Genomic DNA, 21653 nt, shown 5'->3' on the forward strand with positions numbered 1-21653 from the left:
ATGAAAATTTTAGAAGGTCTTTACTATTCAAAAAACCACGAATGGGTAAAAGTTGAAGGTGACAAAGCATACGTTGGAATAACAGACTTTGCTCAGCACTCGTTAGGCGACATAGTCTATGCAGAACTTCCGGAAATAGATACAGTATTAAATGCTGGAGATACATTAGGCACCGTTGAATCAGTAAAAGCAGCATCTGATGTTTACTGCCCTATAAGCGGAAAAGTCGTTGAAGTAAATCAATCTGTTGCAGACGATCCATCACTTTTAAACAGCGATCCATACGAAAACTGGATGATTTGCATTGAAATGACTGATAAAGGCGAATTAGAACAGCTTATGTCACCTGGTGAATACAGAGAGTTTTGCAACTAGTAAAAATTTTTCCCAAAAGGAGTGGGTATCGTGCACAAATACATCCCAGCGTCTAAAGCCGAACAAATAGAAATGCTGGAATCTGTAAATGCAAAATCAATTGAAGATTTATTTGTAGATATTCCAGAAGACATAAGGCTAAAACGAGAGCTTAATATATCAGGGCCTTTGTCAGAGGCAGAGCTTATAAAAAGCATAAAAGAATTAACTAAAGATATTAAAACGACAGATGAGCTTATTTGCTTCTTAGGAGCAGGTGTTTATGACCACTTTATACCATCTGTCGTTAAACATGTAGTATCAAAGCCAGAGTTTTATACAGCGTACACTCCATATCAACCTGAAATAAGCCAAGGGACTTTGCAGGCAATATTTGAATATCAGACTATGATTTGTAACCTGACTGGAATGGACATATCAAATGCATCTATGTACGACGGAGCCACTGCCTGCAGTGAAGCAGCAAAAATGGCTTCCAATGCAATAAACCGAAAAAAAGTCCTTGTGTCCTCATCACTTAATCCTGAAGTAAAAAAAGTACTTCATACATACATGAGATTCAGCAGTATTGAATTAATTGAAATCGACGATTTAGATGGAACAGTAAATTTAGAGCTTCTAAAATCATCTCTTGACAGTGATACAGCAGCATTTATTGTTCAAAATCCGAATTTCTTTGGCATAATAGAAGATCTTGAAGATGTTGAAGAAATGGTCCATAAGAATGGTTCGCTTCTTATAATGTACGTAGAGCCAATATCTTTGTCTATATTAAAAACACCCGGAGAAATAGGTGCAGATATAGCAGTAGGTGATGGTCAGCCTCTTGGAAATAGCCTCAATTTCGGCGGTCCACATCTTGGTTTTATGGCAACAACGAAAAAACTTATGCGTAAATTACCTGGAAGGATCATCGGTGAAACAAATGATGTTGACGGCAAAAGAGGATATGTACTGACGCTTCAAGCAAGGGAACAACACATAAGAAGAGAAAAAGCCACTTCAAATATATGTACAAATCACTCATTAAATGCACTGACTGCTGCTATATACATGACAGCTCTTGGAAAAAAAGGCATCAAAGAAGTCGCACTGCAGTGCTTTAAAAAGTCTCATTATGCTTTTCAGCAATTAATAAAAACAAGTAAATTTAAACCATTATTTGATAAGCCATTTTTTATGGAATTTGCAGTAGTGTGCAATGGTAAAAGCGTAGATGATATAAACAATGTTCTTTTAGATAATGGCATAATCGGCGGGTACAATCTGGAGAAAGACTACAAAAAGTACAAAAATGCAGCGCTTCTTTGCGTAACTGAAAAAAGGACAAAGGCAGAAATCGACAAACTTGTAAGTATTATGGGAGGTGTAGTTGATGAGCTATGATAAGCTTATTTTTGAAGTATCTAAAGTAGGACATATAGCATACAACCTTCCCCCATTAGATGTTGATGATATACAGTTGGAAGATGTAATTCCAGACGAACTTCTTCGCCATACAGAATTAAATCTTCCAGAAGTCAGCGAAGTAGAAGTTATAAGGCATTATACAAATTTGTCATATAAAAATTACAGCGTTGACAAAGGGTTTTACCCATTAGGGTCTTGCACGATGAAATACAATCCAAAAGTAAATGAAGATATTGCAAACTTTAAAGAATTTACAAACATACATCCACTGCAAAGTGAAAATACTGTCCAAGGTGCTTTAAAGCTTATGTACGATCTTCAAGAAATGCTAAAAGAGATAACAGGAATGGATTGGATTTCACTTCAGCCTGCTGCTGGTGCTCACGGAGAACTTACTGGAATGATGATAATCAAAGCATACTTTGAAGACATCGGTGAATACAATAGGAAAAAGATAATAGTACCTGATTCTGCCCACGGCACAAATCCGGCCAGCGCCGCAACAGCGGGGTTTGATGTAATAGAGATAAAATCTGGAAGCGATGGGCTTATAGATATGGAGGCATTAAAATCAGTTCTTGGCGATGATGTAGCAGGATTGATGCTGACAAATCCAAACACCCTTGGACTTTTTGAAAAAAACATCATAGAAATAGCTAAGCTAGTTCATGATGCCGGTGGACTTTTATACTACGATGGAGCAAATATGAATGCCAACATGGGGATAACAAGACCAGGCGACATGGGATTTGATGTGGTCCATATAAATCTTCACAAAACATTTGCAACACCACATGGAGGCGGCGGACCTGGAAGCGGACCAGTCGGGGTTAAAGGCAATCTTGTAGATTTTCTGCCTGTACCTGTAGTTGGAAAAAATGATGATACGTATTACTTTAATTACGATTTACCTAATACAATAGGAAAAGTGAGAAGCTTTTATGGCAATTTCAATGTTATGGTAAAGGCATATGCGTACATTCTATCTATGGGTGCTGAAGGACTTAAAACTGCTAGCAGTTTGGCAGTTTTAAATGCAAACTATGTTAAAGAAAAGCTTAAAGAATATTATGAGCTTCCATTTGATGCGATATGCAAGCACGAATTTGTCTTCAGCGGCCTTAAAAACAAAAAAAATGACGTTACAACACTAGATGTGGCAAAGCGGTTGATAGACTACGGATTCCATCCGCCTACAATCTATTTCCCTCTCATAGTTGACAGTGCACTTATGATTGAACCAACTGAAACTGAAAACAAGGAAACGCTGGATGAATTCATAGAAGCAATGAAGGCAATTGCAAAAGAAGCAGAAGAAAACCCAGAAATATTAAAAACTGCACCGCATAATACACCTGTTAGAAGACTTGATGAAGTAAAAGCAGCAAGAAATCCAATAGTAAAAGCCAACGTCTAAAGACATTGGCTTTTTTTGTTTTACAACAGAAGTTTTGTAGTTTAATAGAAAACCACCCATTAGATGGTTGTCCATTATTCAACAATCACATCAGATAAAACTAATTTTACAGGATTTGCTAACGAATCGCCTACTGGACATGTTTTTTCAATAAATTTTGCAAATTCCTCTGCTTTTTCTTTTGGAGCATCTGTCTTCATGTGCATCTTAAATCTTATCTCTTGGAAGCCTGGTCTTACGTCAGATTTTCCCATAAAGCCATCCAAATCAATATCGCCCTCTAGTTCTACCCAAAAGTCTTGAAGATTTATGCCTTTAGCCTTTGCAAAAGCTGATGCTACAATGGTTTGACAAGAACCTAAAGCACAAAGCAATGCCTCTACAGGATTCATCCCTTTATTTGTACCGCCCATTTCTTTCGGTTCGTCCAAAACCATCTTAAAGCCTCTTACTTCACTTTCCACTGCCAAACCTTCCGGCAACTTTTTAGAAACTGCCTTAAAAGTTTCCACTGCCATTTTAATTACCTCCTTATTTGAAAGTATGTGATTATCAAGTCAATTCCAAATAAACGCTATTCCCTTCTTTGAAATCTTTCGATTATTTACCTGCATTTTCTAATGCCTGGATAGCTTCTGTAGCATAAGCTGCAGCAGGGCCACCACCCATGAGTATTGCAACTCCTAATGCTTCTATTATCTCTTCTCGTGTTGCTCCAGCTTTTAAGCATGAATTTACATGATCAGCTATGCAGTATGAGCAGTGAACAGCAACACCTATACCTAATGCAATTAGTTCCTTTTCTTTAGCTGAAAGTGCTCCGTTGCCAACAGCTGAAGAGTGAAGTTCTTCAAATGCCTTCATAACTGATGGAATACCTTGACCCATCTTGCTTAAATTTGTATACATTTCATTTAAGTCAACCTTTGCCATAATATCTTCCCTTCCTAAATTTAATTTATTTTAAAGCATTATCGCTTTAAAATCTTTATTACACTTTGTGAATCGATTCTTTAAAAATGTCTTTTACTGCCTCCATGATGGTCTCACTTCTCGTAGGATGAGTATATATCGCTTTTTTAAGATCATCTGCCTTTGCACCACTTTGACATGAAGTAGATATTATCTGCGCTATTTCAGATGCATCGCTTCCGACAACCCACGCTCCTAAAACATCTCCATCTTCGGAAGATATGATCTTGGCAAAACCTTTTGTTTCACCGTATGTCTTTGCTCTGCCATTAGCTGCAAAGTAAAATTTACCCACTTTTACATTTTTAAATTTACTCTTAGCCTCTTCCTCTGTATAGCCGAAATAACCTATCTCCGGTTCTGTAAATACAGCAGCCGGTATTCTCATATAATCAAGAGCAACATTGCCTCCAAAAATATTGTCAACTGCTGCTTCGCCTTGTGCTGATGCCACATGTGCCAGCATCATTTTATTGGTCACATCGCCAATGGCATAGACATTATCAATATTTGTCCTTAAATATTCATCAACTTTGATAGCTTTTCCATCGAATTCTAAAAGCTCTGAAATTGGTCCTATGTCCGTATTTAGCTTTCTTCCAATGGAAATAAACACTTTGTCTGCGTATATGCACTTTGTTGCACCATCTTTTATTATTGTTACAACACTTCCACCATTTTCTTCTTCTAAAATCTTTTCAACCTTAGAAGATGTATAGATCTTTATGCCACGCTTCTGCGCTTCAGACTTTATTAGATTGCTTACTTCTTTATCCAGTTGAGGAAGAAGTCTTGGCATCATCTCAACAACAGATACTTCTACACCAAACTGATTCATTATAAAGGCGAATTCCATGCCTATTACACCACCGCCTATTACGCACATGCTGTCAGGCAGTGATGTAATCTCTAAAATATCGTTGCTATTTATGACGTTCTTTGATTTCACGCCTTTAATTGGCAATTCTGCAGGTTCTGAACCAGTTGCTATTATTATATTTTTCGCTTTTATCTTATTTTCTCCGAACAATATATTTTTATCTTTGTCAATTTTTGCTTCCTCAGAATACAAATCAACACCATTGGCTTTAAGCAATGTATTTATCCCGGATACAAGCTCGTTAACTATATTATCTTTTCTTTCCACTACTTTTTTATAATCAAATGATTTAACATCTACACTAAGTCCAAATTCATCTGCCCTTTTTATAATGTCATAAACTTCTGCAACTCTTGCGTAAGCTTTTGTGGGTATGCAGCCTCTATTAAGACAAGTACCGCCTACTTTATCTTTTTCAAAAAGTGCCACTTTTGCACCTTTTTTTGCGGCTTTTATAGCTGCCACATAACCTCCAGGGCCACCACCTATAACAGCTAAATCGTAATCTTTCACTTCATTATAAAATGTATCTGCACTGTCTGAAATTGACTTTTGAGGAACTTCCTCAGATTTTGAAATGATAGAAATAACGTCTCCTGATTTTACAGTACTACCTGCTGGAAAAATAATTTTGGAAATTACTCCATCATATTCAGAGTACACCTCATAATTCATCTTTCCAACTGCTATATCACATAAAGAAGTTCCCTTTTTAACAAATTGACCTTCACTGACATGCCATTTCGTTATTTTTCCCTCATTCATTGAATCAGACAAGACAGGTACCTTAACTTCTAACTCCATAAGGTACACCTCCAATTTTCATTGCTATTCACTTAAAATATTATTACTTAAATTAAAATTCTTAAGCGGGTTAATTATTTGACAACTTACTCTAACCATATTTTAACACTATCTAAACAATAATTCAATATTTTGAACATAATTTTCAAAACATCACATCAAGCAAATTCTCTAACGTTATGTTTGAAAAATATTCTCCAATGTCTATTGATGAAAGCGCATTTTTGACATCATTTTCAGCGTGCTTTACACCCTTTAGCATTTCCTCTACATCTTTCACATCTTTTTTCCCAAAGAAATCGCCGTATATCTTTATGTCTTTTATTATTCCATCAGATACATTTAAATCCACTTCCAATGTTCCACCCAAAAATTTTTTCTCATTTTTCAAATTATAATCTGGTGACATACCAAAATTCCATTCCCATGTGCTATACTTTTCATTTTTAAGTTTTTCTATATTTTTTATATCTTCGTCTGTAAATTCATACAGCCCACTTCCACCTGTACGCTGCCGTATGTCATTCATAATAAGATTTATAAATTCCTCAATATCAATAGGCTCTTTTAAATGCTCATTTATGTTTGTCACTCTTTTAGATACAGACTTCACGCCTTTGTCTTCAAATTTTATAGGTCTCACCTTTAATGCCGCTGATAGATCTGCCATATTTGACGACACCAGCAGTGTTCCGTGATGAAGTATCCTGTTTTTATAATAGTACTGCGCATTGCCTGATATTTTTTTACCATCAATCGTTATATCATTTCTGCCAGAAAATTCAGCATTTAATGATAGCTTTCTTAGAACATCAATAATAGGTTGTGTAAATCTTCTAAAATCATTAAATCTATTCAAATCATCGTTTACAATAAAAGTAAAATTCACATTGCCTAAATCGTGAAATACCGCTCCACCTCCTGATAACCTTCTTACAACAGGTATATTGTGCTCTTTAACGTAGTCAAGGTTAATCTCAGCCAAAGCATTCTGATTTTTCCCTATTATTATACTTGGCTTGTTTCTCCAAAGCATGAAACATTCATCATTGAATTTCTTTAATATGTACTCTTCTGTCGCCAAATTAAAATATGGATCAGTAATTTTATTGTAAATATATATCATAAAGAACACCCTCTCAAAAAATAAGCTGACTTTATAAATTAAGTATAACACAAGTGTGAAGAGTTTTATCAAAATATGTCAATGAAAAAATAAAAAAGTGGCATGAAAGCCACCGAAAACTTATTATTGTCCATTCGAGCCTGAAAGTTTTACATTGACAGTAAGTGTTTGACCATTTCTCCAAACTGTTACGCTTATTACATCGCCAATATTGTGTTTGTTTAAAATATTTTCAAGTTGATTAAACGTGGTTACATTTGTTCCATCGACAGCAGTTATTATGTCACCAGCCCTTAGTCCTGCAGCATCAGCACCACTTCCTTGCTGCACTTGTGCAATGTAAAGGCCAACAGGTATATTATACTGACGTGCTAGTTGCTTAGTTATTTGTTGCACACTTACTCCCATTACAGGTCTTTCTACATAACCATTTTTTATAAGATCATCGATAATTGGTTTAGCTTCATTTATAGGAATAGCAAATCCCATACCTTCCAAAGGTACGCCTTGGCTTTGAAATAAGCCGAACGGATCTTGCGTACTTGAACTACCTGTTGATGTAAGCTTTATGCTTGTTATGCCAATTACTTCACCGATGCTATTTACAAGTGGGCCACCGCTATTCCCAGGATTTATAGCAGCATCTGTTTGTATAAGATTAACTGGACCATAATCACTTTGCAGGTTTCGATTTAATCCACTTATTATACCTGCTGTAGCAGTTCCAGCAAAGCTGTCACCTAGAGGATTTCCTATGGCTACAGCCAGTTCTCCTACTTCTAGCTTTGATGAATCACCTAATTTTGCAGGCGTCAAATTAGTTGCATTTATCTTTAACACCGCAAGGTCAGTCCTAGAATCTTTACCTACCAATTGCGCTGAAAATTTTCTCCCATCAGACAAGTTTACAGTTATCTTAGATGCACCATCTACAACATGATTATTAGTAACTATGTGACCTTGTGAATCAATTATTATACCAGAGCCACTGCCTTCCTGTACATAAGAGTTTCCATAAGCTCCGTATCCGCTTGTATATGTATCAATACCAACCACAGATGGGCTTACAGTCTTTACTATATTTGTAATCAAGCTGAAATTGTTATTGTCAGATGAAAGCGGCAGATATCTATTTACTATCTGTGTTTTACCCATGTCGGCATATTTCATAATTCCAGCTCCAGCAGCACCACCTATTAAAGCTGCTACAAGCGCAACAACCACAAAAGATAAAAACATCTTTCTTCTATATCTTTTTACCATCTTGCCTAAACTCTTTTTATTATTTTTTAATCTAGCTTCAGGCATACTATAATTTTCAAAATCATGATTGAACTCCATATCGCTCAACCTCCTCGGATTATTCTTTCCACTATTATATTATAAATTACATTTTTTAAGAATTTGTGAATACTTTGTAAATATTTTTTTACATATATTCTTCATTTTCTCGAAATCGTCTTAAACTTAGTATGACCGCAATGAAAGCTGCTGAAATAAGCCCAAGAATACCGCCAAACCAGAACGGTGCATCAGGACTTATATGATCCCACATTGCCCCAGCTATAATAGATGCCAACAATAATCCTATACCTTGAATCATACCGTAAATACCTAATACTGTACCTTTATACTTATCAGAAGAAACCTCGGCTACAAATGCACGCTCTGCACCACTTATAAATGCCGTATAAGCTCCATAAAATATAAATAAAAGAAAAATTATGATTTTTGCATTGAACAGTGCAAACCCCAAATAAACAAGTCCATAAATAGCATAACCAGAAACCAAAATCAATCTCCTGCCAAATTTATCTGACAACTTTCCGGAAGGGATGGCAAGTAGTGACGTGGAAACATTAAATACGAGATAAAGAAGCATTACATATGATGAAGAAAAGCCTAAATTCTGTGCTTTCAAAAGCAGAAAAGTATTTGATGAATTCCCAAGGTTAAAAATAAATATAACAGCCAGATAAAGTTTTAATTTTAAGCTTAAATTTAAATTTTTGAACGTCAATTTTTCACTTTTTTGTTTCTTACTTTTATCCTCTTTTATAAATGGAATAATCATAATGCCAAGAATAGCAGGTATAATCGACCACATAAATGCTACCCTATACTTTAGCCCAATTGTTACTATGATAAAAGCAATAAAAGCACCTACAGATGATCCAGCCATATCAAGCATTTTATGGAGTCCATAAGAGCCGCCAAGTTTATCCTTTTCACTAGACTGCGCAATAAGAGCATCTCGCGGTGCAGTGCGGATACCTTTTCCTGTGCGATCTATAATTCGCGCTATCAAAACGCTTATCCACGATCCTGCCAAAAGGAGAAGTAATTTATAAATAGCTGAAGCTGAATATCCAATAAAAGTCAGCACTTTCTTATTTTTATATTTATCACCTATGTAACCGCTAAAGACCTTTAAAATCGACGCTATGCTTTCAGCAATACCCTCAATAATTCCTACAATTGCTGGTGAAGCCCCAAGTGTTGCAGTCAGGAAAAGCGGGACTATCGGATACACCATTTCTGTACTCATATCAATTAGCAAACTTACCATGCCAATCAGTACAATATTTGATACAACAACTTCCTTTTTTGAATTTGTCATGATCGATTGACTCCTCCTAAAAATTTCTCATTTTGCATGAAATAATAAAAGCTATATTGAAACTTGTTAAGATAATTTTAAATCAAATTAAAGTAATTTTGCAAATATTTATAGTAGAAAATAAAAAAGCTATCCTCATATATGGATAGCTCCTCTCCTATTCTTCAAATGCCTTTACAGGACAATGACCGTACTTCCTGTCCTTAGCGACCAAAGTTGTCACATATGCTTTAGAATTTTTATTAAACAATATATCATGTCCAACACAAAGCCCGACAACCACATTTAATTCCGTATTTTCCTTGTTCATTATTTCAGCTTGTGTGATTGGATTGCATGTTGCAATGAATTTATCTCTCTTTTTCTCTATTCCAATTTCTTTTACATCTACAGAACCTACCTTACAACACACCGGTACTACAGTTACATCGTATTTATTGAGCATCTTGACAAATTTTTTTGCCTCTTTTTCGAGTGAATAGCAAAAAGCGACACCTATCTTTTTTATACCCATTTGCATAATTAAATTGATTATTTCATCTGCTCTACTCCTTAATTCGCCATTTTCGTCAACAGGAAGTGTATTTGCTATTTTCATAATCTTATTTACATTTTCATCATTATTATATTTTTCAATTGAATCATTAATAATATCTTTTTCCATAACTGTAGGGCAATTCTTAGGAAAATTATCATCACCTTTTGCACAAGGCTTATTAGGACATACTGCACAAGAAAATATTGAATTCATAAAATCACTCCTTGTATACTGTATTCAATATTATTATATCACATACCCATCCCATTGTATAGGGGATACTATAATTAAATATCTGCTTTATTTAGTGTAAAATAAAACGAAGTACCTTTATTTATCTCGCTCTCTATATAATATTCACTGCCATGCAAATCCAATATTTCTTTTACTATTGCAAGCCCTAACCCTGTACCTGATTTATCACCTTTATAAAACTTCTTAAAAACATTTTGTAGCTTTTCTCTCTCTATTCCTTTACCCGTGTCTGATACAATGACTTTTACATGATTGTTTTCTAATATCGAAGAAATAGTAATTAAACCTGATTCACTAATGCTTTTTATCGAATTGCTTAATAGATTCATTATAACCCTTCTAATCAATTCAGCATCTCCATTTACAATAACATCAAGATTCTCCGTGACAATATTTATATTTTTACCATGCAGCAATGGTTCAAAGCTTAAAACTACATCATCAACTAGACTCTTTAAATTAAAAGACGATACCTTTAGTTTTACTAAACCTGATTGAAGCTTTGATAATGATAAAACATCGTCTATCATTTTTGACATTCGATCGACTTCATTTAATGCAACATTTAAATATTTATTTCTTTTTTCTTTATCATCGCCATAAAAGTCCAGTAGCATTTCACAGTATCCTTTTATAAGCCCTAAAGGCGTCTTAAGGTCGTGTGTAATATTTGCTATTAAATCTCTTTTAAATTTTTCCGCTTTACTGAGGTTTTCTGCCATGCTATTCATGGACATTGCCAAATCCTCTAATTCATCATTTGTCTTTACATCTAATTTCACGTCAAGATTCCCCGATGCTATGTTTTGTGCTGCATTTTTTAAATCTTCAATTGGCTTTGTAAGCCTTTTCGACATGATAATTGACATGATGATTATTACAACAATACATATTAGTAGCATCAAAAAAAATTCACTTTTAAATATGACTGTAGTATCCGTAATAGTCGATAGTGGAATAGTCAATACCAGTTTTGCGTTTTGATTATTGTATGAAAATGATCTTATAACTGCAAGAGATTTTACACCAATTGATGGATGCGTAAATTCTACCACAGCTAATTTTTCATTAGTGTTTAAGAAAGTTTTTGGCAACCCTATTCCGTAGCCTTGTCCGTTTCCATGCATTCCAAAAACCAAGTTGCCTGTATCAGTTACTGCAATTACTTTTGCATTGGATTCTTCCATAAGCTCATTAGCAGTCTTATAATCGTTTGTAGTTAATGCGTTAGCTATTTTTAAGCTGTAGTTTTTCATCTGGTTAATCTTATAATAAGTGTATATCTTACCTATAAAGACAACTTGAGACAAGTAAAACAATAAAAAAATTATTCCTGTTATAATCAGATACGTAATAAAAAGCTTTTTTCTTATGCCTCTCACTTTAATCACCACCTAATTTGTATCCATAGCCCCATACCGTTTTTATGATATCTCTTTTATCGCCGAGTTTTTCTCTCAACTGCTTTATATGTGTATCAACTGTCCTTAAATCGCCAAAAAATTCATATCCCCAAACAATATTAAGACATTTCTCACGGCTTAATGCCTTACCCATGTTTTGTGCAAGTAAATTTAAAAGATCAAATTCTTTTGGAGTAAGGTCTATTTTCTTTCCATCAACTTTAACAACTCTTGAATCAGTGTCAATAGTAATACCCGAAAAAGATATTAGCTTATCCGATTCAGTCCATTTAGATCTCGATAAGATAGCTTTTATCCTTGCTATGACTTCTCTCGGACTAAATGGTTTGACTACGTAATCATCAGCGCCAAGTTCAAATCCTAAAAGCCTATCGTATTCTTCACTGCGAGCAGTTATCATCATTACAGGTATTTTAGATGATTCTCTTATTGTCTTTAATACATTCCAACCGCTCATGTCTGGCAACATTACATCCAACAAAACTATATCAAATGAATTATTTTTAAACATATTTATTCCTGTATTGCCATCTTCAGCAAATAAAGCATCAAAATTGTTTTTCTCTAAGTAAGTTTTTAAAATATCCCTCATTCCCTCCTCGTCTTCAATGACCAAAACTTTTTCCATCATAAAACACCTCCAATTTTAGTTTACTTATTTTAAAAGCCTTTTACAATATTATTAAAAAACCTTCACAAAAACATCACACTTTCATTAAAGATGTATCAAATATAATGGGTAGAATAAAAGTGTAAGATAAATAAATTTTGAAAGGAGATGTTTTTATGAACATCAAAAAATTAGTAGCATCAATAATGGTAGGAGGTTTACTTTTAACAGGCATTGCTGCATATGCGGAAACAGCAAATAACAATTCGCCTCAAACAAACACATCATATACTGCACCAAGGTACAGCAGAACACAAATGGTAGATTTTATGGCAAATCTTTTAGGAAAGTCTACAGACGAAACATTGAAACTTTTAAATTCCGGTAAGACACTGGAACAAATAGCAGTTGAAAATGGTGTAAAATTAGAAGACTTCAAAAATGCCTTGTTAAAACAAAAAGCCGACTATATAGACCAAATGGTTAAAAATGGTGTAATTGCAGAAGAAAGGGCAACAGAGCTAAAATCACTACTTAAAGAAAGAATAAATGCATGTGATGGTACTGGCAATGGTGGTGTAGGACTTGGAATAGGCTTTGGAAGAAGTGGAATGTCAGGTAATGGATATGGCAAAGTGCATGGTGCAGGTTTCGGCAAAAATATGCATTTTCAATCAGGAAATAACTAATTTAGTTCCTAATGATGTTTTTACACATTAACGATATACAATTTGTTGATTCATATAATATGGCCGTAGGAATTTATCCCACGACCATATTATTTTTTATAATTTCACAAAATTATAGATGAGCTGGTAGTCAAATAAGATACCCTATCTCCTAAAATTCGTTTCATAATCCCGTACTCATCTATACCTGTACAGTGACCTGTATAAATATATTGTATATCATAACCTTTCATCGTCTCTGAAATATTCACAATATCTTCTTCAGTCATTCCTTTTAAGTGAAATCCTCCAATAAGTGATTTTATTCTATAACCCTTAAATTTACTTTCCGCAGTGTGCAGGATATTCAAAATACCTAAATGGGAGCATCCTGTAATTATATTTATGCAGTCTCCTTCTTTAACAACAACAAATATTTCATCCAAAAAATTATCTTTTATTTTTACATTATCTTTTTCCACTAAAAAATTTTTAGTCGTAAAATCATTATTATATTTCTCATCAATATTAGTGACTATAAAAAAATCTTTTTCCACTTCTGTATCTTCATGAATTAGTACAAAATTTTCTCTGTTTTTTTCATATATTGACAAATCAAAACCTATTTCATCAATTGTGCCGTTTTTACGTAAAGCATATTTTCTATTAAGTATTTTATGGCTTGCATATATGTGCGCATCTTCATTTTCATCCATAAGATCTTTAAGTCCACCAACATGATCATAATGACCATGTGTTAGTATTACTTTGTTTATGTTCTTTAAATTTATGCCCATCAATCCGGAATTTATAATAAAATTGCCGCTTTGCCCTGTATCGACTAAAACTGCCTTGTCTTCTTTCTTTACAAGCAATGATAAACCGTGTTCAGCCAAAAAACCCTTTTTATAGACTACATTTTCAATTAATACTTGTAATTCCATTTAAACACCTCTTTCCCATAAAATTAGGACTATCTACAAGACAGTAGACAGTCCTTTTACTTTTAGTCTTCACAGTGTCCCGCATGTTCATGTTTTTCACATGCACTATCTGTAGATATCAAAGTTCCATCAATATACCTTTTTACCACATCTTCAGCATCGCCAGACGCACCTGTAATGACATCAATGCCGTAAGAATTAAACAAATCTATTGCGCTTGAACCCATTCCACCAGAAATGATGCATTCTACACCTTTGGCTTTCAAAAATTCCGGCAAAAATCCTGGTCTATGCCCTGGATTTTCAATAAAATTGGCACTTACTATTTTATTTTCTTCCACATTAAAAATCGTAAATCCCTCACAATGTCCAAAATGCATTGAAACGCTTCTTCCATCTGTAGCAACAGCTATCTTCATTTAAGCATCCATCCTTTCATCTAAATATTTTTTTATTTTCTCCCACATGTCTAAAATCTGTCTGTATGCAGTGCTGTCAGGAAATTTATTAATGCTTTGAAATCTTTTTAAAGCTTTAATTACTGTTTCATCAAAATTTATCTTTCCTACAACATCTATACTATTTTCTTGACAATATTTCTCTATTTTATTAGAAATATCTTTATTAATATTCCACTTGTTTATGCAAACGAGAGATTTTATTTTAAAACTCTCAATTGCTTCAAGCACTCTTTTCATGTCTTCAAAACCAGAAACAGTTGGTTCAGTAACAATAAGAGCAATATCTGCACCTGTTGCAGAAGATAAAACAGGACATCCTATTCCAGGTGTGCCATCAATTATAATGTAGTCACAATCACCTTTATTCTCAGTAGCTTTTTTTCTTACCTCAGTAACTAACTTCCCAGAACCATCAGCACCTGGAAACAACTCGGCATATATTATTTTTTCACCTTTCTTATTTTCACCTACTATAATTTCACCTGTGTTTTCTTCAATCATCTTAATTGCACCACTGGGACACTTATAAGAGCAGAGACCACAGCCTTCGCAATGATATGGATTTACTTTATAATCAGAAATCGCATCAAATCTGCACAATGTTTCACATAAACCACACTTTATGCATTTGCCATCATCTATCAATGCTACTTCTTTACCATAAAAATTATCGACTTTTTGTATTTCTCCATTGAAAAGTATGTTTAAGTTAGGAGCTTCAACATCACAATCTGCCATAACTTTATTTTCTACAATTTCACTTAGGGCCGTTGCAACTGTTGTCTTTCCAGTTCCGCCTTTACCACTTAATATAACCAACTGTTTCATTTTCCAATCAGCTCCATTAATTTCTGTGATAAATTTTCAAATGTGTGCCTTATTTCATCGTCTTCTTTAATTAGCAGATTCCCTTTAGAATACAATTCAGCGTATTCTTTTTTAAATGGAATTTTTGCAAGCACATTTATACTTTCTTCCTTGCAATAGTTCTCTATAATACTATCTTCTTCCCCTGATTTATTGATGATGACAACAAATGGCAAATTCATCTCTTTAACTAGTTCAACAGCTAGTTTTAGATCGTGTAATCCATATGGAGTCGGCTCAGTGACTAAAAGGCAATAGTCACTGCCTTCAATAGAATGTATGACAGAACAAGATGTCCCAGGAGGACTATCAATGATTACATTTTTATCTGTATCTTTTATCAAATTTTTAATTTCTTTTATTATAGGAACTCCTGAAGCTTCACCTATATTTAATTTGCCATCTATAAAATCTATATCATCTGATCGTCCAACCCTTATAGCACCAATTTTCTTTGGTATTTCGTTTATAGCATTGTATGGACATATCTCATAGCATGCTCCACATGAATGGCATAAATGGTCAAAAACAAGTATTTTCTTTATCAACTTTGTTAATGCACCAAATCTACATGCCCTCGTACATTCACCGCAAAGGGTACACTTATCATAATCTATGCTGGGAATCATCACATTTACATCTTTTACTTTCTCTATTTCCGGTTTTAAAAACAAATATCCATTAGGTTCTTCTATATCGCAGTCAACATAAATGCTTTTTTGAATTTTAGCAAGATTTGAAGAAACTGTGGTTTTGCCAGTTCCACCCTTACCGCTCAAAACAGCTATTTTGTAACCTTTCATTTTTAATGCTCTCCATGATGACCATTATTAGTAGGCAATTCAATTTTCTCTAATGTACCCTTTTTAAATTCTTCTACATTTTTTTCGATAGTATCATTGATCGATTTATAAACACTTATTCCAGCCGCCTGAAACACTTCTAATGCATTTGGTCCTACATTACTTGATATAATTGAGTCAACACCCTCATCTAATAGAAGTTGTGCTGCCTTTGTACCAGCACCACCTGCAGATGATGCTGCAGTTTTACCAATAGCTTTGTAATTCATTGATTCAGTATCAACAACGATAAAATACCTTGCTCTACCAAACCTTGAATTTACATTTGAATTTAGATTATCACCTTCTGATGAAATCGCAATTTTCATAAACAACCCTCCATTATTTCAAACATACGTCATATACAATTATAAATATATAATTATTTTTGTCATATGTCAATAAAAATATTAAAAATTTTATTTGTTGTATGATATAATGTTAATTATAAAAAATGAGAGGCTGATTTTTGCAATGAGCAGAATTGATTATCAAATTAATTATGATTACATAAAAGATTTAATTTCATATCTTGAAAATGAACACACATTAAGCAAGGAAAATCTTGTCATTCTACTAAAATCTGAATACACTGATGAAATTTGCCAAGCTGCAGACAGAGTAAGAAAAAAATTTGTAGGTGATGTGGTTCATTTACGAGGCTTGATTGAAATAAGCAATTATTGCTGCAGAACTTGCTATTATTGTGGCCTTAGGGTCTATAATAAGTCAATAAAAAGGTATAGGATGGATGAAAATGAAATTTTGCAATGTGCAAAGGCTACAAAAGATGCTGGATTAAAAACTGTAGTATTACAAGGTGGTGAGGACAAACATTTTAAAATAAAGGATTTGTGCAACATCGTTGAAAAAATCAAGGATCTTGACTTATCTATTACACTAAGCATTGGTGAATTGACAACAAAAGAATATGCAGATCTAAAAAAAGCTGGTGCAGACAGATATCTTTTGCGCATAGAAACGACTAACAAGGACCTTTACAAAAAGTTGCATCCAAATATGAGTTTTGATAATCGCGTTAGGTGTTTAATAGATTTAAAAGAACTGGGTTATGAAGTGGGTACTGGATGCCTAATTGGATTGCCTGGACAAACTTCAGATATGCTAGCAGAAGATATACTTTTTTTTAAAAACATTGATGCTGATATGATTGGAATGGGGCCATTTATACCAACTCCAAATACTCCATTAGAAAATGAAAAAGGGGGTAATGTTGAAATTGTATTAAAAATGCTGGCTTTGACACGCCTTTTGCTGCCAGACATAAACATGCCAGCTACCACTGCTCTAGGTGTTAAAGCTGACAATGGATATATAAAAGGGTTACGAGCAGGTGCAAATGTCATAATGCCAAATATGGGACTTAATGAATATAAAAAATTGTACGCTCTGTATCCAGGAAAAACTTCTGATGATGGTTCTAAAGTAGTTAATGATCTAGAAAATATAAGGAAATTGATTATTTCAGAAAATAGAATTATAGGACACGAAAAAGGTGATCGCAAAAAGATATGGAAAAATCCGGGATAACCCGGATTTTTTTAGAAGTACAGATCTCTTTCACCATTTTCTAACCGTTTGAGTCTATTTTTCGTTTCTTCTCTTACCTTCTCAGAAGGAATATTTTCTATGTTTGCAGCAATCGTTTCTTCACCTATAGCTTTTGTGGCTTCATCACCGTAATCTAAAAGGAACTCTTTAAATGTAAGTATAGCATTTGGCAAGCAGAAATTGTGAATCTGTCCTGACTTAGCAAAGCTCATAAACCTATCGCCAGTACGCCCCATTCTGTAACATGCTGTACAATAACTTGGCAAATAATGCTGCTGACATAAAGTCCTCAATATCTCATTTGGTGTCCTATGATCTCCTACTTCAAACTGAGGTTTTGTCTCTTCCTTTTTCGATATTTCTTCGTAATAGCCGCCTACACCTGTACAAGAACCTGCACTTATCTGAGATATACCTACGCTTATAACTTCTTCCCTAAATTCAGGAAGTTCTCTTGTAGATAGGATCATACCTGTATATGGTACGGCTAAGCGTATTACAGCAACTAGCTTTTTGAAATCTTTATCTGATACAAGATATGGATAATCATCTAGTGTAATATTTAAAGCAGGTCTAAGCCTTGGAACAGAAATAGTATGTGGTCCAACACCGAATTTTTCATCAAGGTGGTTTGCGTGGTACAGAAGTGCTATCGTTTCATATTTATAATCATAAAGGCCGTACAAAACTCCCATACCTACATCATCAATACCTGCTTCCATAGCTCTGTCCATGGCAGTTGTATGATAATCGTAGTCATGCTTTGGTCCTGTCGGATGCATGTATTCGTATGTGGGCCTGTGATAAGTCTCTTGGAATAATATATATGTCCCTATACCAACATCTTTTAACTTTTTATAGTTTTCAACAGTCGTAGCAGCTATATTTACATTAACTCTTCTTATGCTGCCATTTTTTAATTTTGTATCGTAGATAGTCCTAATGACATCCAATACATAATCAATAGGACAATTTACTGGATCTTCGCCTGCTTCAACAGCCAATCTTTTATGTCCCATCTCCTCCAATATTTCTATTTCACGCCTTACCTCATCCATAGTAAGTCTTTTCCGTTCTTGCTCGTTAGAATGTTTATAGCCACAATACCTGCAATTATTGACACAGTAATTGCTAATGTAAAGTGGTGCAAATATGACTATCCTGTTGCCGTAAATCTGCTCCTTAATGTATCTTGCTACTTTGTACATTTCCTCAAGAAGCTCATCATCTTCCAAGTTTAGAAGAACCGCCGCTTCTTCAGGCGTAATGCCTTTTAAATTTTTGGCTTTTTCAATAATCTTCAATGCTTCATCCTTTGAGGCACTTTCACCATATCTTAAAGCCGCTTTTATTTTCTCGTCATCAATAAAATCTGCAACTTGTCTTTCCATTTTTTATTCTCCTTCCCTTGCCCTCAGTAAATCCCTTGGGCTTAGTATTTATAATAAAATTATATACCTAAGTTGTTAAATATTCAACAATTAATTTTTATTAAAATAAGTCATCTATAAATCCTTTCCCTCTAACTTCTGAAACATCTAAAATTGATATAAATGCATTGCTGTCAATGCTGTAGACTAAATGTTTGAGGTATGGAATTTGCGAAAGTGATACAACACAATAAAGTATTCTGCGATTAGTCTTTGTATATGCGCCTTCAGCTTGAATAAACGTAACACCTCTTTTTAAATCATTCATAATTGCATTGCTTATTTTTTCCTCTTCATTTGTAATTATAAAAAGCATCTTTCGTCTGTTAAAACCATTTATCGTCTTGTCTAACACAAACGAATTTATCGACATTGAAACAAGTGTGTATAAAGCACTTTTAAGTCCTATAAATATGGCTCCAGCTAAGACTATAAAAAAATTAATATAAAGATTCGTCTTGCCGATCTCAAAATTGTCATGATTTTTCTTTACTAATACAGATATGATATCAAGTCCACCAGTAGAACCATGATTGGCAAAGACTATTCCCATACCTGCACCTGTAAGTACACCGCCATAAAGGCACAGTAAAATCGGGTCATCAAAATTGATTATTTTATCCAAAAACTGAGTTAAAATTAGAAATAGAGATAATGACAATGTCCCCATTACTGTATACATAGTAAATCTTAAGCCAATTTTCTTATAGCTTAATATTAACAATGGGATGTTTAATATAAAAATCGTATAACCTGCTGGTAAACCAGTTAGATACTGTACAATCAATGATATACCTGAAACACCGCCACTTAACAATCTGGCATGTACAATAAAAGTATTAATCCCTATAGAATAGATAAAAGTACCAAAGAGAATTTCAACGATATTCTTTATGCTTAGACTGCTTCTCAATTTATTATTGCCAACAAACATTATTATAATTGCCTCCTAGTACAAGCACAAATCATTTAAAAATACAGTCCTTAGTTAAAATAAATTACTACAATCCATCAACAAAGAAAGCCCCTCCACGTCTAGTTTAATCTATATACATTTATAATGCAATAAAAAATGCAAAATAAATTTTTAATGAATTAATAATTCATTTGTTTTTTTAAGCTGATATATATTCTCTAAAAATAACATCGTTATATTATATGTTAAAAATGATTATGAATAAACTTTTTCATCTTCCTTCAAAAAAATTAAGGCTGTAGCAAATTGATTGCTAACAGCCTTAAAGTTAAAAAATTTATTCCTTCTTTTTGTCATCATCATTGGTGTCTTCTAAATCGTTAAGCCGATCTTTTATATACTTTAGTTGATCCTCAAGGTATTGAGCTTGTGCCTTTAAATATGACTTTTCATCTTTTGCATTGCCAAATCTAGCATATCCTGGCACTCCTGTTGCATAAAACATATGTCTATATCCTCTGTGCATGCCAAAACCATGCCCATTCATACATCCAGGAACATTGTAACCTGCACAAAATCCCATACCTCTTCCAGACATTGGACCATAACCCATTGGACCTGTTCCGTCTCCTCTTGGCATATTTACCACTCCTTTTAATTTATTTTAGTCTTATGACCATTTCGCAATTATATAGTATCACTATTATTGACATATGTCAATATTATTTTAAAAAATTTCTTCTATCCAAATCTTTGTATGACATAAATATCTATAAAGACTCTAGCTTGACATTCTACGTAAATAGCTTTCAGCATCATTCTCAATTACTACTGTGCTTGCTCAAAGTTTGCTGAGCAAAAACGCTGCAATGGCTTCTGGCTTAGCACTTGGATTTGGAATTAGAATTTTTATTCTTTTGCTTTTTCTCTACATTTTTTACATATACCATAAACATTAATGCTGCCATAATTTATATCAAATCCATATTTATCTTTAATTAAATTTAGAAATTGTATTATTTCATAACCTGAATACTCTTCTACATTTTTACAATGCTTACATATCAAATGTATATGAATACTGCCCTTTTGAGGTGTAATAAGCTCATAATATTTTACATTATCAATTGTGTTAACAGATATGATGTTTTTTTCAATCAACATATCCAAATTTCTATAAAGAGTCGCTATTCCATAATTAGAATCTTCTTTTCTAACAATACTCAGCAGACTATTGAAATCAAAATGAACATCAGGATTGTTTGTAAATGTCTTTAAAAGTATTAATCTAGTTAATGTGATTTTTACACCAGTCTTTTTTAAAAAATCTACTAAATTTTGTAAAGATGCATTTTCCAATTCTATCACCGCTTAAATTATAATTAACATATGTTCATTATATATAATATAATTAATTTCGTCATATGTCAATAATCATAAAAAAATTACCTCTACTTACTTAAACAGAGGTAATTTTTATGATTAATTTTACTTTGTAATCATCTGAACAAATTTTATAATG

Annotated in this window: 23 protein-coding genes; 5 read left to right on the forward strand and 18 right to left on the reverse strand. The window is 33.6% G+C overall.

The window, feature by feature from the left end:
• The 3 genes from gcvH to gcvPB are packed head-to-tail and all read left to right on the forward strand — an operon-like array spanning window position 1 to window position 3202.
• Complete coding sequence (gcvH, locus tag J2Z80_RS04715; protein ID WP_209453367.1) at window positions 1-375, forward strand: glycine cleavage system protein GcvH; 375 nt, start codon at window positions 1-3, stop codon at window positions 373-375.
• A 30-nt stretch (window positions 376-405) separates the two neighbouring features.
• Window positions 406-1761 carry an aminomethyl-transferring glycine dehydrogenase subunit GcvPA gene (gene gcvPA / locus J2Z80_RS04720; RefSeq protein ID WP_349292576.1) on the forward strand — a complete coding sequence of 452 codons (1356 nt, stop codon included), beginning with the start codon at window positions 406-408 and terminating at the stop codon, window positions 1759-1761.
• Window positions 1751-3202 carry an aminomethyl-transferring glycine dehydrogenase subunit GcvPB gene (gene gcvPB / locus J2Z80_RS04725; protein WP_280953173.1) on the forward strand — a complete coding sequence of 484 codons (1452 nt, stop codon included), beginning with the start codon at window positions 1751-1753 and terminating at the stop codon, window positions 3200-3202. Before gcvPA ends, gcvPB begins: the two co-directional genes overlap by 11 nt.
• A 74-nt stretch (window positions 3203-3276) precedes the next feature.
• Here gcvPB and J2Z80_RS04730 read toward each other — a convergent pair whose 3' ends face one another.
• The 9 genes from J2Z80_RS04730 to J2Z80_RS04770 all read right to left on the reverse strand — a co-directional run bounded on the left by J2Z80_RS04730 (window position 3277) and on the right by J2Z80_RS04770 (window position 12449).
• Complete coding sequence (locus J2Z80_RS04730; RefSeq protein WP_209453369.1) at window positions 3277-3720, reverse strand: OsmC family protein; 444 nt, start codon at window positions 3718-3720, stop codon at window positions 3277-3279.
• 82 nt (window positions 3721-3802) lie between these two features.
• On the reverse strand, window positions 3803-4135 hold the full coding sequence (locus J2Z80_RS04735) for a carboxymuconolactone decarboxylase family protein (protein WP_209453370.1): 333 nt from the start codon (window positions 4133-4135) through the stop codon (window positions 3803-3805).
• Window positions 4136-4193: 58 nt separating this feature from the next.
• Complete coding sequence (gene lpdA / locus J2Z80_RS04740) at window positions 4194-5858, reverse strand: dihydrolipoyl dehydrogenase (protein WP_209453371.1); 1665 nt, start codon at window positions 5856-5858, stop codon at window positions 4194-4196.
• 145 nt (window positions 5859-6003) lie between these two features.
• Window positions 6004-6984: a lipoate--protein ligase gene (lplA, locus tag J2Z80_RS04745; protein ID WP_209453372.1), complete on the reverse strand. Its 981-nt coding sequence runs from the start codon at window positions 6982-6984 to the stop codon at window positions 6004-6006.
• Window positions 6985-7107: 123 nt separating this feature from the next.
• Window positions 7108-8325 (reverse strand): S1C family serine protease, encoded by a 1218-nt coding sequence (locus J2Z80_RS04750; RefSeq protein WP_209453373.1) that lies wholly within the window; start codon window positions 8323-8325, stop codon window positions 7108-7110.
• 88 nt (window positions 8326-8413) lie between these two features.
• Window positions 8414-9604 (reverse strand): MFS transporter, encoded by a 1191-nt coding sequence (locus J2Z80_RS04755; protein WP_209453374.1) that lies wholly within the window; start codon window positions 9602-9604, stop codon window positions 8414-8416.
• Between the two features lie 157 nt (window positions 9605-9761).
• Complete coding sequence (locus J2Z80_RS04760; protein ID WP_209453375.1) at window positions 9762-10355, reverse strand: DUF1847 domain-containing protein; 594 nt, start codon at window positions 10353-10355, stop codon at window positions 9762-9764.
• Between the two features lie 74 nt (window positions 10356-10429).
• A complete protein-coding gene (locus tag J2Z80_RS04765; RefSeq protein WP_209453376.1) occupies window positions 10430-11779 on the reverse strand; it encodes a sensor histidine kinase in 1350 nt (449 codons plus the stop codon).
• 1 nt (window position 11780) lies between these two features.
• On the reverse strand, window positions 11781-12449 hold the full coding sequence (locus tag J2Z80_RS04770; protein ID WP_209453377.1) for a response regulator transcription factor: 669 nt from the start codon (window positions 12447-12449) through the stop codon (window positions 11781-11783).
• A 158-nt stretch (window positions 12450-12607) separates the two neighbouring features.
• Between J2Z80_RS04770 and J2Z80_RS04775 the strand changes: the two genes are divergently transcribed.
• On the forward strand, window positions 12608-13120 hold the full coding sequence (locus J2Z80_RS04775; RefSeq protein WP_209453378.1) for an alkyl sulfatase-like hydrolase: 513 nt from the start codon (window positions 12608-12610) through the stop codon (window positions 13118-13120).
• 104 nt (window positions 13121-13224) lie between these two features.
• On the opposite strand, the gene J2Z80_RS04780 is transcribed toward J2Z80_RS04775, so the two are convergent.
• From J2Z80_RS04780 to J2Z80_RS04800, 5 genes are all read right to left on the reverse strand, one after another.
• On the reverse strand, window positions 13225-14043 hold the full coding sequence (locus tag J2Z80_RS04780) for an MBL fold metallo-hydrolase (protein WP_209453379.1): 819 nt from the start codon (window positions 14041-14043) through the stop codon (window positions 13225-13227).
• A gap of 62 nt (window positions 14044-14105) precedes the next feature.
• On the reverse strand, window positions 14106-14462 hold the full coding sequence (locus J2Z80_RS04785) for a NifB/NifX family molybdenum-iron cluster-binding protein (protein ID WP_209453380.1): 357 nt from the start codon (window positions 14460-14462) through the stop codon (window positions 14106-14108).
• The gene (locus J2Z80_RS04790; RefSeq protein ID WP_209453381.1) at window positions 14463-15332 is read right to left on the reverse strand and encodes an ATP-binding protein; all 870 of its coding nucleotides are present in this window, start codon (window positions 15330-15332) and stop codon (window positions 14463-14465) included.
• Window positions 15329-16174 carry an ATP-binding protein gene (locus J2Z80_RS04795; RefSeq protein WP_209453382.1) on the reverse strand — a complete coding sequence of 282 codons (846 nt, stop codon included), beginning with the start codon at window positions 16172-16174 and terminating at the stop codon, window positions 15329-15331. The genes J2Z80_RS04790 and J2Z80_RS04795 overlap by 4 nt, the downstream gene beginning before the upstream one ends.
• A gap of 2 nt (window positions 16175-16176) precedes the next feature.
• Window positions 16177-16542 (reverse strand): NifB/NifX family molybdenum-iron cluster-binding protein, encoded by a 366-nt coding sequence (locus J2Z80_RS04800; RefSeq protein WP_209453383.1) that lies wholly within the window; start codon window positions 16540-16542, stop codon window positions 16177-16179.
• 145 nt (window positions 16543-16687) lie between these two features.
• Between J2Z80_RS04800 and hydE the strand changes: the two genes are divergently transcribed.
• A complete protein-coding gene (hydE, locus tag J2Z80_RS04805; RefSeq protein WP_209453384.1) occupies window positions 16688-17764 on the forward strand; it encodes a [FeFe] hydrogenase H-cluster radical SAM maturase HydE in 1077 nt (358 codons plus the stop codon).
• A gap of 11 nt (window positions 17765-17775) precedes the next feature.
• Here the strand turns inward: hydE and hydG are convergent, their stop codons facing one another.
• The 4 genes from hydG to J2Z80_RS04825 all read right to left on the reverse strand — a co-directional run bounded on the left by hydG (window position 17776) and on the right by J2Z80_RS04825 (window position 21499).
• Entirely contained in the window at window positions 17776-19176 is a 1401-nt protein-coding gene (gene hydG, locus J2Z80_RS04810) for a [FeFe] hydrogenase H-cluster radical SAM maturase HydG (protein ID WP_209453385.1), read from the reverse strand.
• Window positions 19177-19276: 100 nt separating this feature from the next.
• Window positions 19277-20149, reverse strand: coding sequence for a YitT family protein (locus tag J2Z80_RS04815; protein WP_209453386.1), 873 nt, complete (start codon window positions 20147-20149; stop codon window positions 19277-19279).
• A gap of 319 nt (window positions 20150-20468) precedes the next feature.
• A complete protein-coding gene (locus J2Z80_RS04820; RefSeq protein WP_209453387.1) occupies window positions 20469-20771 on the reverse strand; it encodes a DUF5320 domain-containing protein in 303 nt (100 codons plus the stop codon).
• A gap of 269 nt (window positions 20772-21040) precedes the next feature.
• On the reverse strand, window positions 21041-21499 hold the full coding sequence (locus J2Z80_RS04825) for a Fur family transcriptional regulator (RefSeq protein ID WP_209453388.1): 459 nt from the start codon (window positions 21497-21499) through the stop codon (window positions 21041-21043).
• Window positions 21500-21653: the final 154 nt, after the last annotated feature.

The sequence above is a fragment of the Thermoanaerobacterium butyriciformans genome, assembly GCF_017874545.1.
Taxonomy (GTDB): domain Bacteria; phylum Bacillota; class Thermoanaerobacteria; order Thermoanaerobacterales; family Thermoanaerobacteraceae; genus Thermoanaerobacterium; species Thermoanaerobacterium butyriciformans.

What these genes read in the sequence shown, in the direction of transcription:
- gcvH (WP_209453367.1), top strand. Translation starts at nt 1, where the DNA reads ATGAAAATTTTAGAAGGTCTTTACTATTCAAAAAACCACGAATGGGTA.
- gcvPB (WP_280953173.1), top strand. Translation starts at nt 1,751, where the DNA reads ATGAGCTATGATAAGCTTATTTTTGAAGTATCTAAAGTAGGACATATA.
- J2Z80_RS04730 (WP_209453369.1), bottom strand. Translation starts at nt 3,720, where the DNA reads ATGGCAGTGGAAACTTTTAAGGCAGTTTCTAAAAAGTTGCCGGAAGGT.
- J2Z80_RS04735 (WP_209453370.1), bottom strand. Translation starts at nt 4,135, where the DNA reads ATGGCAAAGGTTGACTTAAATGAAATGTATACAAATTTAAGCAAGATG.
- lpdA (WP_209453371.1), bottom strand. Translation starts at nt 5,858, where the DNA reads ATGGAGTTAGAAGTTAAGGTACCTGTCTTGTCTGATTCAATGAATGAG.
- lplA (WP_209453372.1), bottom strand. Translation starts at nt 6,984, where the DNA reads ATGATATATATTTACAATAAAATTACTGATCCATATTTTAATTTGGCG.
- J2Z80_RS04750 (WP_209453373.1), bottom strand. Translation starts at nt 8,325, where the DNA reads ATGGAGTTCAATCATGATTTTGAAAATTATAGTATGCCTGAAGCTAGA.
- J2Z80_RS04755 (WP_209453374.1), bottom strand. Translation starts at nt 9,604, where the DNA reads ATGACAAATTCAAAAAAGGAAGTTGTTGTATCAAATATTGTACTGATT.
- J2Z80_RS04760 (WP_209453375.1), bottom strand. Translation starts at nt 10,355, where the DNA reads ATGAATTCAATATTTTCTTGTGCAGTATGTCCTAATAAGCCTTGTGCA.
- J2Z80_RS04770 (WP_209453377.1), bottom strand. Translation starts at nt 12,449, where the DNA reads ATGGAAAAAGTTTTGGTCATTGAAGACGAGGAGGGAATGAGGGATATT.
- J2Z80_RS04775 (WP_209453378.1), top strand. Translation starts at nt 12,608, where the DNA reads ATGAACATCAAAAAATTAGTAGCATCAATAATGGTAGGAGGTTTACTT.
- J2Z80_RS04780 (WP_209453379.1), bottom strand. Translation starts at nt 14,043, where the DNA reads ATGGAATTACAAGTATTAATTGAAAATGTAGTCTATAAAAAGGGTTTT.
- J2Z80_RS04785 (WP_209453380.1), bottom strand. Translation starts at nt 14,462, where the DNA reads ATGAAGATAGCTGTTGCTACAGATGGAAGAAGCGTTTCAATGCATTTT.
- J2Z80_RS04790 (WP_209453381.1), bottom strand. Translation starts at nt 15,332, where the DNA reads ATGAAACAGTTGGTTATATTAAGTGGTAAAGGCGGAACTGGAAAGACA.
- J2Z80_RS04795 (WP_209453382.1), bottom strand. Translation starts at nt 16,174, where the DNA reads ATGAAAGGTTACAAAATAGCTGTTTTGAGCGGTAAGGGTGGAACTGGC.
- J2Z80_RS04800 (WP_209453383.1), bottom strand. Translation starts at nt 16,542, where the DNA reads ATGAAAATTGCGATTTCATCAGAAGGTGATAATCTAAATTCAAATGTA.
- hydE (WP_209453384.1), top strand. Translation starts at nt 16,688, where the DNA reads ATGAGCAGAATTGATTATCAAATTAATTATGATTACATAAAAGATTTA.
- hydG (WP_209453385.1), bottom strand. Translation starts at nt 19,176, where the DNA reads ATGGAAAGACAAGTTGCAGATTTTATTGATGACGAGAAAATAAAAGCG.
- J2Z80_RS04815 (WP_209453386.1), bottom strand. Translation starts at nt 20,149, where the DNA reads ATGTTTGTTGGCAATAATAAATTGAGAAGCAGTCTAAGCATAAAGAAT.
- J2Z80_RS04820 (WP_209453387.1), bottom strand. Translation starts at nt 20,771, where the DNA reads ATGCCAAGAGGAGACGGAACAGGTCCAATGGGTTATGGTCCAATGTCT.